Source organism: Thalassovita mediterranea, from assembly GCF_001458435.1.
In the GTDB taxonomy this organism is placed as follows: domain Bacteria; phylum Pseudomonadota; class Alphaproteobacteria; order Rhodobacterales; family Rhodobacteraceae; genus Thalassobius; species Thalassobius mediterraneus.
On the sequence record NZ_CYSF01000003.1, the window covers coordinates 85,447 to 97,911 of the forward strand.

Annotated in this window: 12 protein-coding genes and 1 other RNA gene; 7 read left to right on the top strand and 6 right to left on the bottom strand. The window is 58.3% G+C overall.

All coding sequences use genetic code 11. The features are described 5' to 3' along the window. Window positions 1-3: 3 nt before the first annotated feature. From TM5383_RS02580 to acuI, 6 genes are all read right to left on the bottom strand, one after another. The gene (locus TM5383_RS02580) at window positions 4-1,044 is read right to left on the bottom strand and encodes a cysteine synthase A (protein ID WP_058317495.1); all 1,041 of its coding nucleotides are present in this window, start codon (window positions 1,042-1,044) and stop codon (window positions 4-6) included. 55 nt (window positions 1,045-1,099) lie between these two features. Then, window positions 1,100-2,227: an NUDIX domain-containing protein gene (locus TM5383_RS02585; RefSeq protein ID WP_058317496.1), complete on the bottom strand. Its 1,128-nt coding sequence runs from the start codon at window positions 2,225-2,227 to the stop codon at window positions 1,100-1,102. Between the two features lie 32 nt (window positions 2,228-2,259). Continuing rightward, window positions 2,260-2,715 (bottom strand): TrgA family protein, encoded by a 456-nt coding sequence (locus TM5383_RS02590; protein WP_058317497.1) that lies wholly within the window; start codon window positions 2,713-2,715, stop codon window positions 2,260-2,262. Window positions 2,716-2,919: 204 nt separating this feature from the next. Beyond that, the gene (locus TM5383_RS02595; protein WP_058317498.1) at window positions 2,920-4,341 is read right to left on the bottom strand and encodes a cryptochrome/photolyase family protein; all 1,422 of its coding nucleotides are present in this window, start codon (window positions 4,339-4,341) and stop codon (window positions 2,920-2,922) included. Between the two features lie 78 nt (window positions 4,342-4,419). Continuing rightward, the gene (locus TM5383_RS02600) at window positions 4,420-5,685 is read right to left on the bottom strand and encodes an aminotransferase class V-fold PLP-dependent enzyme (RefSeq protein ID WP_058317499.1); all 1,266 of its coding nucleotides are present in this window, start codon (window positions 5,683-5,685) and stop codon (window positions 4,420-4,422) included. Between the two features lie 236 nt (window positions 5,686-5,921). After that, window positions 5,922-6,914 (bottom strand): acryloyl-CoA reductase, encoded by a 993-nt coding sequence (gene acuI, locus TM5383_RS02605; protein WP_058317500.1) that lies wholly within the window; start codon window positions 6,912-6,914, stop codon window positions 5,922-5,924. 241 nt (window positions 6,915-7,155) lie between these two features. Between acuI and TM5383_RS02610 the strand changes: the two genes are divergently transcribed. The 7 genes from TM5383_RS02610 to TM5383_RS02635 all read left to right on the top strand — a co-directional run bounded on the left by TM5383_RS02610 (window position 7,156) and on the right by TM5383_RS02635 (window position 12,417). Further along, on the top strand, window positions 7,156-7,884 hold the full coding sequence (locus TM5383_RS02610; protein WP_058317501.1) for a FadR/GntR family transcriptional regulator: 729 nt from the start codon (window positions 7,156-7,158) through the stop codon (window positions 7,882-7,884). Between the two features lie 65 nt (window positions 7,885-7,949). Continuing rightward, window positions 7,950-8,300: a transfer-messenger RNA gene (gene ssrA, locus TM5383_RS16485) on the top strand. Window positions 8,301-8,446: 146 nt separating this feature from the next. Continuing rightward, the gene (chrA, locus tag TM5383_RS02615) at window positions 8,447-9,691 is read left to right on the top strand and encodes a chromate efflux transporter (RefSeq protein ID WP_058317502.1); all 1,245 of its coding nucleotides are present in this window, start codon (window positions 8,447-8,449) and stop codon (window positions 9,689-9,691) included. 158 nt (window positions 9,692-9,849) lie between these two features. Next, window positions 9,850-10,341: an SspB family protein gene (locus tag TM5383_RS02620; RefSeq protein ID WP_058317503.1), complete on the top strand. Its 492-nt coding sequence runs from the start codon at window positions 9,850-9,852 to the stop codon at window positions 10,339-10,341. A gap of 198 nt (window positions 10,342-10,539) precedes the next feature. Next, window positions 10,540-11,934, top strand: a complete 1,395-nt coding sequence (gene fumC / locus TM5383_RS02625) for a class II fumarate hydratase (RefSeq protein ID WP_058317504.1) — start codon at window positions 10,540-10,542, stop codon at window positions 11,932-11,934. 79 nt (window positions 11,935-12,013) lie between these two features. Then, window positions 12,014-12,193, top strand: a complete 180-nt coding sequence (locus TM5383_RS02630; RefSeq protein ID WP_058317505.1) for a DUF4169 family protein — start codon at window positions 12,014-12,016, stop codon at window positions 12,191-12,193. Then, complete coding sequence (locus tag TM5383_RS02635; RefSeq protein ID WP_058317506.1) at window positions 12,190-12,417, top strand: ribbon-helix-helix domain-containing protein; 228 nt, start codon at window positions 12,190-12,192, stop codon at window positions 12,415-12,417. Before TM5383_RS02630 ends, TM5383_RS02635 begins: the two co-directional genes overlap by 4 nt. The last annotated feature ends 48 nt before the right edge of the window (window positions 12,418-12,465 follow it).

Genomic DNA, 12,465 nt, shown 5'->3' on the forward strand with positions numbered 1-12,465 from the left:
TTTTCAAGCTTCCGGGTTTTCAAAAACCGCAGGAGGTGTCGGCAGTTCCTTCGTCAGCCACTCAGGCTGCGGCAGGCCCTTCTCGGCCAAAAACTCTGGGTTAAACAGTTTCGACTGATAGCGGGTGCCATAATCACACAGGATGGTGACGATGGTGTGCCCGGGGCCCATATCTTTGGCCATGCGCATCGCACCGGCGATGTTCACCGCAGACGATCCGCCCAGACACAGGCCTTCGTCCTGCAACAGATCAAAGACCAGCGGCAGCGCCTCTTCGTCGGGGATCTGGTAGTTCATGTCGGGGGTAAACCCGTCAAGGTTGGCAGTGATCCGCCCCTGCCCGATCCCTTCGGTGATCGAGGTGCCGGTGGAGGCAAATTCGCCATGTGCGTAGTAGCTGTAAAGCGCCGCGCCCATCGGATCGGCCAGTCCGACCTTCACGCCCTTCGGCTGCAGCGCCATGCCGACACCGGCCAGCGTGCCGCCGGACCCAACGGCACAGATGAAACCGTCAACCTTGCCATCCGTTTGCTCCCAGATCTCAGGGCCAGTGGTTTCCACGTGGGCCTGACGGTTGGCAACATTGTCAAACTGGTTGGCCCAGATCACACCGTTTTCCTCTGTCTCGGCCAGTGCTTTGGCCAGACGTTCAGAATAGCGCACGTAGTTGTTGGGGTTCTTGTAGGGCGCTGCGGGCACCTCAACCAATTGCGCGCCAGCCAGACGGATCATGTCCTTTTTTTCCTGGCTTTGGGTTTCCGGGATCACGATCACGGTTTTGAACCCCATCGACGCGCCAACCAGCGCCAGACCGATACCGGTGTTGCCGGCAGTGCCTTCAACAATGGTGCCGCCCGGTTTAAGCTGACCTTTGGCAATCGCGTCCTTGATAATGTACAGCGCGGCGCGATCCTTGACCGATTGACCAGGGTTCAGAAATTCGGCCTTGCCCAGAATTTCACAGCCGGTTGCCTCACTGGCCGCCTTCAGGCGGATCAGGGGAGTTTTGCCAATGGCGTCAGCCAGATCGCGTGCGATGCGCATAATTGTCGTTCCTCATCAGGTTTGACGGGAAACTTATGCGTCAATGCCGCGATGCTCAAGCACCTGTGCGCATGGTTTCACGATTTCGTGCCAGCCAATGCAGCGCCAGCGCCAAGGGCACCACCCGAATGTCGCCCCGATCCAGCATCGCCATCACGGTGTCAAAGTCGTAGATGTGACCTTTGATGTCCTCATGTTCCCCGTCCACGCCCCCCAGACGCGCGGCTTCATCCGGCAGATCCGCGATCCCCAGATAGGTATAGAAAAACTCTGACGAGGTGCCAGGCGATGGATACCCTTCGTGGATGACATGCAGGTGAGATAGTTCCAGCCCGGCCTCTTCGCGCGCTTCGCGATGAGCAGCATCCAGCGGCGTTTCGCCCGGATCGACACGGCCAGCAATAGGCTCCAACTGCCACGGCCCATGATCGCCGCGCGCCAAGGGCCCCATGCGCACCTGCTCCACCAACAGCACACGGTCGCGCACCGGATCATAGGGCAGAACCAGCGCTGCATCGCCAGATAGGAAAATCGCGCGCTCGACCTCTTCACTCAGGGAACCGTCAAACCGGCGGAACCGGAGTGCGCGCTCCTCCAACGCGAAGAAGTTCGCGTAAGGAATTGAAATATCGCGATTTACAACATCTGACGCCTGCATTCCGCTTGGCCCCAGAACCGGATTTTCGGCCTGCGCTGCCACATGAGCAGAGGCGCGCACATGGATCATGCCATACATCGCGCCCACCTCAGCCGCGGTCTTGTGGCCACGGTGGCGCATCACCTCGACCGCGGCGCGGGTGTTGATATCACCCCACTTGGGCGCCCAGTCTTCTAGCTGGAACAGTGGCCCCGGTGTATGGCCCGTTTTCGGCGGCCAAAACATCTGCACGCGCCGCGACACACCGTTTTCGGTCACCTCGGTCCAGATCAGATCGAAATCGAAAACCTGTTCGTAATAATCAAGACGCGCCACATCCTCGGCGCTAAGCCCGCGCGCCAGCAATCCAACAGCCGCCTCGCCAGGCGATGCCACCAACAGCGGGAATGCGTGACCATCCGCCCAGTGGATCTGATGATCGGCAAAGGACGCTTCGCTCAACGTAATGTCGGACAGATCGTGCCCGATCACGGTTTCCAACAGCGGCAGATGGCGCAGCGTACCAAAGAAAAACAGATCCGACATTCGGGCATATCCTATTGAAGAGAGGGTAAAACCTACCTCCAACGGCTATGAGCCATATCCACGATAAAGGCAATTACAACCGACCCGATAATCAGTGGACCAATCACAGTCGGATGCAACAGCACCACACCGAAGTCGGCAATGATGCGAAATACATCCTCGAGCGCTTTGAGCGGATCGGAATAACGCAAACGCTTGGAAAGGCGCAGCATCTCATTTACCGATTGCGCCAGAATAGCAATTGTCGCCAAAGAAAACGCCGCCGTCAGCCCGCGTGACATCGCAACCATTCGGTTGCCGCTGCTCGCCTGCCCACCTTTGGGCACCAACATCGACCAGCCGACATAAGCGCCAAGGGCCAAGTTGACGTGATTAAACCAGCCGAACACTGTGCTTTCCGGCATCAATGGGCGCACCAAATCGGAAACAAACCACCCCAATGCCCCCATCAGGACGCCACCGATCGCCCGTGCTGTAGTTAAATTCATCTGCTCGCCCTTCTTTTTTATATCAGGGCGTTACGCTGCGATTTTAATGTTGAATTTAACGGCAAAAGCGCATCATTCACGCCATTTCCACGAGATAGATCATCGCTGCCGCACAGCTTGGCCCTGCCCCGAAAGTGGCAAGAAATACGCCACGGATCAAGCCCATGGCGAAAAAGCCGTGCAGACCAATCGGCGCTTGGCGGATCAGGTGGCGGGATGTTCAGCGGTTTTAAACGCCTCCAACGCTGCCAAAGCCTGCGCCCGCCCCTCGGGCAAGGACACGATCGGATTGAGCGGGCGGGACGTTTTCCAAGACAGCGGCACCGCCTCTTCAAATCCACTGTTGGTTCCCAGCCAATGACGGCAATAGGTGTTTTGACCGTCAAACTTCTGCTGCTGGGTATCGGGGTTGAAAACCCTAAAATAGGGGGCTGCATCCGGACCACAGCCAGCCACCCATTGCCACCCCATCGCATTTGACGCGGCATCCCAATCCACCAATGTGTCGGCAAACCACTGCTGCCCGAACCGCCAATGCATCCGCAGGTGTTTGGTCAGATAGGATGCCACGATCATCCTGACCCGATTGTGCATTCGCCCGGTGGCATACAACTCGCGCATGCCCGCATCGACCAGATCAACACCCGTGCGCCCCTGTTGCCATGCGATCAAGCGGGGATCATCGGCGCGATCCTCCCACTGGAATCGATCCCATTCGCGGCGCCAACATCCGGTTTGGATATGGGGATCGTGAAAGGTCAGATGCCAGGCAAAATCGCGCCATGCCAGTTCTTTCAGGAACTTCTCTGCCTCGCCGTGCGGATAGCGCAGCAACGTCTGATGCCAGATCTGACGCGCCGAGATTTCCCCATACGCCAGGGGTTCGCTGAGGTTCGATGTCAGCGCCCGCGCCGGGAAGTCGCGCCCTTCACCATATTCCGGCAGTACAGTGTCCAGAAACTGATCCAGCCGCGCCTGCGCAGCCTCTTCGCCCAGCAACAAGTGCTGCGCGACCACCGCCGCACCACGGCGCATTTCAGCCCCCAAATCCCATTGCGCCAAATCCTCGGACCGCGGAACATTGCCCACTAAACGCAACTGGGCAGGCGGTGCCAAGGGGGCAGCAATCGCCTGAACAGACAGCGCACGCCAGAACGGCGAATAGACCTTAAAATGCCCGCCCGTTTTGGTCGTCGTTTTCCACGGCTCTTGCAAAAGGTTACCAGAAAAACTTTCAACATCAATATCTTGCGATGCAAAGCTTGCCTTCACCTCGGTATCTCGGGCAATGCCGTCTGGATCATAGGCACGGTTCCAGTAGATGGTAGTCGCACCTGTTTCACCGATGATGTCGCGCAACACGTCCAACGCGGAACCCGAGCGCAAGATCAAGCGATTGCCCAGCTGCCTCAGCCGCGCCGCAAAATGATCAAGTCCCAGCCCGAACCGCCATTTATGCGCCGCCCCCAAAGCATCGAACAAAGGGTCGCGAATAAACACCACCACCACTGGCCGGCCCGTTGCAGCCGCCGCCGACAGCGCAGGATTATCCCGCAGCCGCAAGTCACGACGCAACCACACCAAAATCGGGGCCTCATCAGGGGCGATCATGTTAGCTTCAGCCATCTTGCTGCCTTTTGTCATTATTTCAGACAGATACGCGCCGGACCAGCGCTTGGATCACTCACCCGATGCAAGCGAGGGCTACAGCACCTGATCCAGCGCACGGATCAACTGACTGACCTCTTCTGGGCTGGTGTAATGCACAAAGCTCAAACGCAGAACACCTTGATCGGCGTTCACCCCCATGCCCGACAGCGCACGCCCCGCATAGAAGCTACCGCCCCCTGCCATAATGCCATGTTCGGACAGTTGCGCCGCCACCGGATGCGCTGCACGCCCCAGATCAAGCGCCAACGTCGGTGCGCGATCGACCGCAGTCTTTGGACCCAGCAGACGCAGATCATTGCGATTGCCCAGATACTCTAGCAGCGGCTGCAACAGCTGCACCTCATGGGCGCGCATCAAATCATGCACCGCGCCCGCACGTTCTGTCAGCGAACCAACCATGCCGTGATGGTCAGCCACCGCTTCGATGTAATCAACCATACCGGCGCAGGCCGCGACCTGAGCATGATCTGGCCCCGCTGGCGTAAACCGTTTGTAAAGAACATCACCGTTAAATTCGTGCCCCTGATTGGGCAACGTCTCGCCCAACGGGCGGCGGATCACCATGATCCCCTGATGGGGGCCGTAGGTTTTATATGCGGAAAACAGGTAAATATCAGCGCCCAGCGCATCGACATTGGGGATGCCGTGTGGCGCATAGCTCACCCCGTCCACACAGACGAACGCACCAGCCGCGTGGGCCATGGCCGCGATGTCGGCAACCGGGTTCACCTCTGCCACGACATTGGAACAATGGGGGAAACACACCAGCCGCACCCGATCATCCAGTAGCTTTGTCAGATCGTTCAAATCCAAATGGCCGGTTGCCGGATCAACACGCCATTCACGCACTTCAATGCCCGTATCCGCCAGACGGCGCCAGGGCCCGGTGTTGGCCTCATGGTCCTGATTGGTCACAACGATCGCATCACCCGGCTGCATCCACTGGCGAAACGCCTGCGCCAAAACATAGGTGTTTTGCGTGGTCGATGGACCAAAGCTGACCTCATCGGTGTCGACCCCCATGACCTGCGCCAGACGTTGACGCGCTTCGTCCATCATGTCGCCTGCAGTCTGGCTAGCGGGATAAGGTGCGTAAGGCTGCACCTTGTTGGCGCGGTAAAACCGTTCCAACCGGTCAAGCACGGGGGCAGCCGTATAGGACCCACCGGCGTTTTCAAAAAACGCCTGCCCCTGCAAACTCTTCTCGGCAAAGGCCGGGAATTGAGCCCTGACAAAAGCCAGATCCAGGCTATAGCGTGCATCATCGGACGAAGCGGGGGGGATCGGTGTCTGTGTCATACCACCAGACCTGTTTCAGACCGCGGCGCAGGTCAATACCGCAAAATTCCTAGATGGCTTGTGGCTGGGGAAAATTGCCCCACGACGACTATGCCATTGCCCCCTTAACGGGCCGCGGTCGTTACGCAGGCGGCAAATAAAAAAAATGCCCGCCGTTTCTAGACGGCGAGCATTTAACAATAGGGGCCGAGGACTGCGGACCTACAGGACCGGCACCCAACGGCCGCTCTCAAACCTTAGGCGTTCAGGTCTACGACAACGCGCCCCTGAACCTGACCGGCCAGAATGTCGGCACCCAGTTGCGGCAGATCATCCAACGTAGCCGGACGCACCATAGCCTCCAGCTTGTCCATCGGCAGGTCGGTCACAACGCGCTGCCAAGCGCGCTGGCGGTTTTCAAACGGCTGCATGACCGAATCGATACCCAGCAGGTTCACACCGCGCAGCAGGAACGGGATGACAGTTGCGGGCAAGTTCGCACCACCGGCCAGACCAACAGCGGCAACCGACGCCCCATATTTCATCTGCCCCAGAACACGCGCCAACATGTCACCGCCAACTGCATCAACACAGCCCGCCCAGTTTTCGCTTTCCAACGGGCGTTTTACGGTTTCATTCAGATCCGAACGCGGCACGATCTGGGTTGCGCCCAGCCCCTTCAGGTAGCCTTCGGTTTCCTCACGACCCGTTACTGCCGCCACTTCATAGCCCTTGTGCGCCAGAATTGCCGTTGCAACAGACCCAACACCACCTGCGGCACCGGTTACCAGAACCGGACCCTGCCCAGGCGCCAGACCGTGATCTTCCAACGCCATGACCGACAGCATCGCGGTAAAGCCAGCCGTTCCCACCGCCATTGCCTGACGGGTTGTCAGACCTTCAGGCAGCGGCACCAGCCAGTCAGCTTTCACGCGTGCTTTCTGGCCGTAACCGCCCCAATGCACTTCACCAACGCGCCAACCGGTCAGCACGACCTTGTCGCCCGGCGCATAGCGAGGATCATCAGACGCCTCAACAGTGCCAGCGAAATCGATGCCGGGCACATGCGGGTAGTTCCGCACCAGACCGCCACCGCGCGGCCCCATGCACAGACCATCCTTATAGTTCACGGTGGAGTATTCCACCGCAACAGTCACGTCACCTGCAGGCAGATCATCAAGCGTGAGTTCCTGCACCTGCGAGTGATTTTTTCCGTCCTCATCCTGAGTAACAACCAAAGCCTTGAACATCTTCTACCCTTCCGAAGTTAATTCTTTCCTAACGCGCCCGCGAAAAATCGCCCCAGATCCAGTTTAGCACATCCGGAGAAACCTTCCGCCCTGGCAAGCATTTCTTAACCTTTCGCTGTCACACTGGGATCAGATCAAAATTCGACGCCCTAACAGACAGGAGGATGCAGAATGTGAATCTTGCCCTGAGAAACAGCAGCTGATAAATGTCTGACAAATAAAATTCGCCTTGCCAAGTGAAATGTCAGACAATTCAAAAAATCCAAAACAGACCACGAAACGCCCGAACCTGTCTGCAGAAATTGCAGATGCCATTCGGGATGCCATCATTACCGGTCAATTGATTGTCGACGAACGCCTGCCATCTGAGTCTGAATTGTCAGCGCAGTTCAACGTTTCGCGCCCCACCGTGCGCGAGGCATTGAAACGCTTGGCCGCACAATCGCTGATCCGCACACAGCGCGGCGCCAGTGGTGGGGCATTTGTCAATCGGCTGAGCTATGAACAGGCCTATGATCAGCAGGTGACCACTGCGACCCTGTTGCTCAGCATGAACGGGGTCGGCTTTGAAACCGCCTGCGACGCCCGGTTTGCGCTTGAACGCGCCTGCGCACCGTTGGCCGCGCGTAATCGCACGCAGCATCATCTGGACCGGATGCGCAGTGAGTTGGAAAAACAGCGCAACGCTGCCCTGTCGGATGAGGCGTTTTGCACGTCAGATGTCGCCTTTCACCGGGCTTTTGTAGATAGCGCCTGCAATCAGGTTCTGTCCTACCAACTGGCCGGCGCGATTGAGGCAATGCAGCCGCTGATGAATATGATCACCTACACGCGCCGATCGCGCGAAAAGATCGTTGATCTGCACGACCGCATCCTGACAGCCCTAGACCAAGGTGACATGGCAGAATGCGACGCGGCTCTGGAGGCGTTGCACAGCTATACCGTCGATTTGGGAAAATCCGGACGCTAAAAACACTTACGTCGCAGACCCGTTCCACCCCCCAATCTGCAGCAACCAATCAAACCGTCCGATCGCCCCTTTTCAAACCAAGCCGAAGCCACTACATAGAACCTGTTCCCTCGGGGACTATGGACATAAACGCGCTCGTAATAAGCGGATCGGACCCGGGGGCGGTACCCGGCGACTCCACCAAACATCCTTTATTGGGGGATCATGGGGTCGAAACAGGATCGACGAACGTCTAAAGGGGTTAGCTTTGTCCCGGTGAGATACCACCGTTATCGGTTCGCTAAGCATAATTGCCAATAACAATCGTGCTCCGATGGCTCTGGCTGCGTAAGCAGTCCGAAAAATCGACCTTTAAGTCCTTACGCCTAGCAGCCTAAGGCGGGGTCCGCAGGTACCTGGCAACAGAAACCTGCACCTTACCCTCCCCGAACAAACGCTGCAGATACGCATTCATCGAGTGGCGGGGATCACCGACATACAACTGACAACTCTGCGCTATACGCACTGAGGCAAGCCCGCTAGAACGGGCCCAACACACCGCCCGTTACGTCGCAGGTTCCCTATGTCTTCGCCCTCCACCTCTGAATTGTTCCGCGTCTTTGGCCGCATTGGCCTCCTGTCCTTTGGCGGCCCCGCGGCGCAGATCGCATTGATGCACAAAGAGCTGGTCGAAGATCGCCCCTGGCTGAGTGAGCGCCAGTTCCTGTCTGCCCTTTCGTTCTGCATGCTCTTACCCGGCCCCGAAGCGATGCAGCTGGCAACCTACGCCGGCTGGCTGAAGCGTGGCACATTGGGCGGTGTGATTGCGGGCACGTTGTTTGTATTGCCCGGCGCGGCGGTCGTTTTGGCACTGGCGCTGGCCTACGCCCAATTTGGATCGCTGCCGCTGGTACAGGCCGCATTCCTTGGCGTGCAGGCAACTGTGGTGGTCATCGTATTGATGGCGCTCAAGAAAATCGCGGATAAGGCGCTGAACAACACCTTGGCGCGGGTGCTGGCGCTGACGTCCTTCCTCGCTATTTTTGCCCTCAACGCACCGTTTCCACTGGTCGTTCTGGGCGCAGCGGCAATCGGCGCGCTATGGCCCGATGCAACGTCATCGGGGGACAGCGCGCCGCCCCGTCATCCGTTCAACTGGCACGCGGTTTTGACCTGCATCGCGCTGTGGGCACTGCCATTTGCGGCGCTGATGCTTTGGCCTGCTCCGTTCCTGTGGGATGTTGCACAGTTTTTCAGCACGCTGGCCGTGGTAACATTTGGCGGCGCCTATGCGGTGCTGGCCTACATGACACAAGCCGTGGTGCAGGATTTCAACTGGTTGAGCGTGAACCAAATGATGGATGCGCTGGGGCTGGCAGAAACCACCCCCGGGCCGCTGATCCTTGTCACGCAGTTTGTAGCGATGCTGGCCGGGCAATTGCAGGGCGGTTTGACGACGGCCCTGATGGCGGGCGCGCTCACGCTTTGGGTGACGTTTGTGCCTTGCTTCCTTTGGATTTTCGCCGCCGCCCCTTATGTGGAACGCATCACCCACGCGCCCAGATTGTCGGGCGCGCTTAGCGCCATCACTGCTGCCGTCGCGGGCGTGATCGCCAACCTGTCGATCTGGTTTGCCATGCAGCTGCTATTTGCCGAGGTGACGCAAACCCCATTTGCCCCCCTGCCCGTTTGGTCCAGCCTGTCACCGATTGCTGCGATTTTCATTGCCCTAGCGGCGGTGCTGATGTTGGTTTTAAAACGCTCTATGATGACAACGCTCGCCTTGATGGCTACGGCTGGGGTCTTCTGGGGGCTGCTTGGTGCCTAATCAAGTGGCTGCAAGCTGTGCCCAAGCGGCTTGTGCAAAATTTTCACGACAGCACCGCAAGTGCCCTTCCGTTTTGTCGTAAATCTACTATGATTTTGCCCAAACAGACCCGCGCCAGCGATTGACTGAACAAATCCGGCGCAAAGAAAGGCAGCCAAATGTCCAGCAGCATTGACTACGGAAACCTGATGCACCGCGCCATGCGCAGCCTTATTCAGGAGGTCCTGCAGGATGTGGCCGACAATGGGCTGCCCGGCGCGCACCACTTCTTTATCACCTTTGACACCACCCACCCCGATGCGGTTCTGGCCCAATGGCTGAAAGATCGCTACCCCGAGGAAATGACCGTGGTGATGCAGCATTGGTACGACAACCTGCTGGTCGAAGAGGATGGGTTCCACGTCACGCTGAATTTTGGCGATCAGCCGGAACCGCTTTACATCCCGTTTGATGCGCTGCGCACCTTTGTTGACCCTTCGGTCGAATTTGGCCTGCGCTTTGAAAGCCCGGAAATGGATGATCTGGATGACGAAGATCTAGAAGATGATCTGGTCGAACAGGATGAAACTGCCGCACTGGAAGAGATCCTCGAAGAGACGGACGCCCCCAAAGAGGCAGAGGTTGTAAGCCTCGACAGTTTCCGCAAGTAATCATCGCCAACGCCAAAGCTTGAACCGCCCCGTCCTGCAGGGCGGTTTTGCTTTGGCGGCTTAGCTGCCCTTGGGCCACAAATTACTGGCGGGGCTAAGCGAAATAGCGGCGCCGTTAGCGGTATCCCACGGTATACAGCATTGCACTTTGCTGCCCATACGTTATGAGAGACCTAACGCTTTTATCGGAGGTCCATCATGGCAAACACCCGCACCGAAACCGACAGCTTTGGCCCGCTGGAAGTTCCGTCCGACAAGTATTGGGGCGCGCAGACTCAGCGCTCGATCATGAACTTCCCCATCGGTTGGGAAAAACAGCCCGTCGCCATCGTGCGCGCACTGGGCGTGATCAAGCAAGCCTGCGCCATGCAGAACAAAGCGACCGGCAAAATGGACGCCAAGATCGCTGATGCTGTGATCCAGGCCGCATCCGAAGTGGTTGAGGGCAAGTTTGACGACAACTTCCCGCTGGTGGTTTGGCAGACCGGGTCCGGCACCCAGTCGAACATGAACTCGAACGAGGTGATTGCAAACCGCGCGATTGAAATCCTCGGCGGCGTCATCGGGTCCAAGGATCCGGTACACCCCAACGATCACTGCAACATGGGCCAGTCGTCGAACGACACCTTCCCGACCGCAATGCACATCGCCGCTGCGATGACTGTGCGCGACGTGCTGCTGCCGGGTCTGAACAAACTGGCCGAAGGGCTGGAGGCGAAAGCCGAAGAGTTCAAAGACATCATCAAAATCGGCCGCACCCACACCCAGGACGCGACCCCGCTGACCCTGGGCCAGGAATTTGGCGGCTATGCCCACCAGATCCGTCAGGGCATCGCCCGTGTCGAGGCCGCCCTGCCCGGCATCTATGAACTGGCGCAAGGTGGCACCGCCGTTGGCACCGGCCTGAACACCCAGAAAGGCTGGGGCGAAGCGGTTGCTGCCAACATGGCCGAAATCACCGGCCTGCCCTTCGTCACCGCACCAAACAAATTCGAAGCGCTGGCCGCCCATGACGCCATGGTCTTCATGTCTGGCGCATTGGCCACCGTTGCCGGTGCGATGTACAAAATCGCCAACGACATCCGCTTCCTCGGCTCCGGTCCGCGTTCTGGTCTGGGCGAGCTGATCCTGCCGGAAAACGAACCGGGTTCGTCGATCATGCCCGGCAAAGTGAACCCGACCCAAGCAGAAGCGATGACACAGGTTGCTGCCCACGTGATGGGCAACAACGCCGCAATGACCTTCGCCGGGTCGCAGGGCCACTTCGAGCTGAACGTTTACAACCCGATGATGTCCTACAACCTGCTGCAATCCATGCAGCTGCTGGGCGACGTTGCAGACAGCTTCACCACCCGTATGCTGAACGGCATCAAGGCGAACGAGCCGCGCATCGACAAGCTGATGAAGGAAAGCCTGATGCTGGTCACAGCACTGGCCCCCACCATCGGTTATGACAACGCGACCACCGTTGCCAAAACCGCGCACAAGAACGGCACCACCCTGAAGGAAGAGGCGATTGCCCTCGGCTTCGTGGATGAAGCGACGTTCGACGCAGTTGTGCGCCCCGAACAGATGATCGGTCCCAAAGACTAAGATCTGGTTAACATGATGCAGGAAAGGCGGCCTTTTGGTCGCCTTTCTTTTTGTGTGGCCGCCTGTTAGGATTTTGGCCATGACAGTGGTGAACCTCAATAAATTCCGCAAGGCCAAAGCGCGCGTCGAAAAACGTGCGCAAGCCGATGAAAACGCAGTGAAATTCGGCCGCAGCAAAGCAGAGAAGTCGCTCGATCAGGCGCGGGTCGCAAAGGCCGCGCGCGATCTCGACGGCAAGCGCCGCGAGGACGATGAATGAGCCGCCCTGTCAAACGCTCGCTAACCCTGCGTGGGCATCGCACATCGGTCAGCCTAGAAGATGCTTTCTGGCAGGCCTTTCGTGATATCGCGGCCGAACGCGATCAGCCGATCAACGATTTGGCGGCCGAAATTGATGAGGGCCGCGATCTGGACGCAGGGCTGGCGACGGAGATCCGGCTGTTCGTTCTAGCGCATTATCAGCAAAAGCTGCGCGGCGTTTAGATTGCGTTAATCTCTTTGGCCTATCCTCGATCGCATAACGAGGAGAGT

Excerpts from the sequence above, each read along its gene's own strand:
- TM5383_RS02590 (WP_058317497.1), bottom strand. The coding sequence starts at position 2,715 with ATGAATTTAACTACAGCACGGGCGATCGGTGGCGTCCTGATGGGGGCA.
- TM5383_RS02580 (WP_058317495.1), bottom strand. The coding sequence starts at position 1,044 with ATGCGCATCGCACGCGATCTGGCTGACGCCATTGGCAAAACTCCCCTG.
- TM5383_RS02620 (WP_058317503.1), top strand. The coding sequence starts at position 9,850 with ATGTCCAGCAGCATTGACTACGGAAACCTGATGCACCGCGCCATGCGC.
- TM5383_RS02600 (WP_058317499.1), bottom strand. The coding sequence starts at position 5,685 with ATGACACAGACACCGATCCCCCCCGCTTCGTCCGATGATGCACGCTAT.
- TM5383_RS02585 (WP_058317496.1), bottom strand. The coding sequence starts at position 2,227 with ATGTCGGATCTGTTTTTCTTTGGTACGCTGCGCCATCTGCCGCTGTTG.
- TM5383_RS02635 (WP_058317506.1), top strand. The coding sequence starts at position 12,190 with ATGAGCCGCCCTGTCAAACGCTCGCTAACCCTGCGTGGGCATCGCACA.
- fumC (WP_058317504.1), top strand. The coding sequence starts at position 10,540 with ATGGCAAACACCCGCACCGAAACCGACAGCTTTGGCCCGCTGGAAGTT.
- chrA (WP_058317502.1), top strand. The coding sequence starts at position 8,447 with ATGTCTTCGCCCTCCACCTCTGAATTGTTCCGCGTCTTTGGCCGCATT.
- TM5383_RS02595 (WP_058317498.1), bottom strand. The coding sequence starts at position 4,341 with ATGGCTGAAGCTAACATGATCGCCCCTGATGAGGCCCCGATTTTGGTG.
- TM5383_RS02610 (WP_058317501.1), top strand. The coding sequence starts at position 7,156 with ATGTCAGACAATTCAAAAAATCCAAAACAGACCACGAAACGCCCGAAC.
- acuI (WP_058317500.1), bottom strand. The coding sequence starts at position 6,914 with ATGTTCAAGGCTTTGGTTGTTACTCAGGATGAGGACGGAAAAAATCAC.
- TM5383_RS02630 (WP_058317505.1), top strand. The coding sequence starts at position 12,014 with ATGACAGTGGTGAACCTCAATAAATTCCGCAAGGCCAAAGCGCGCGTC.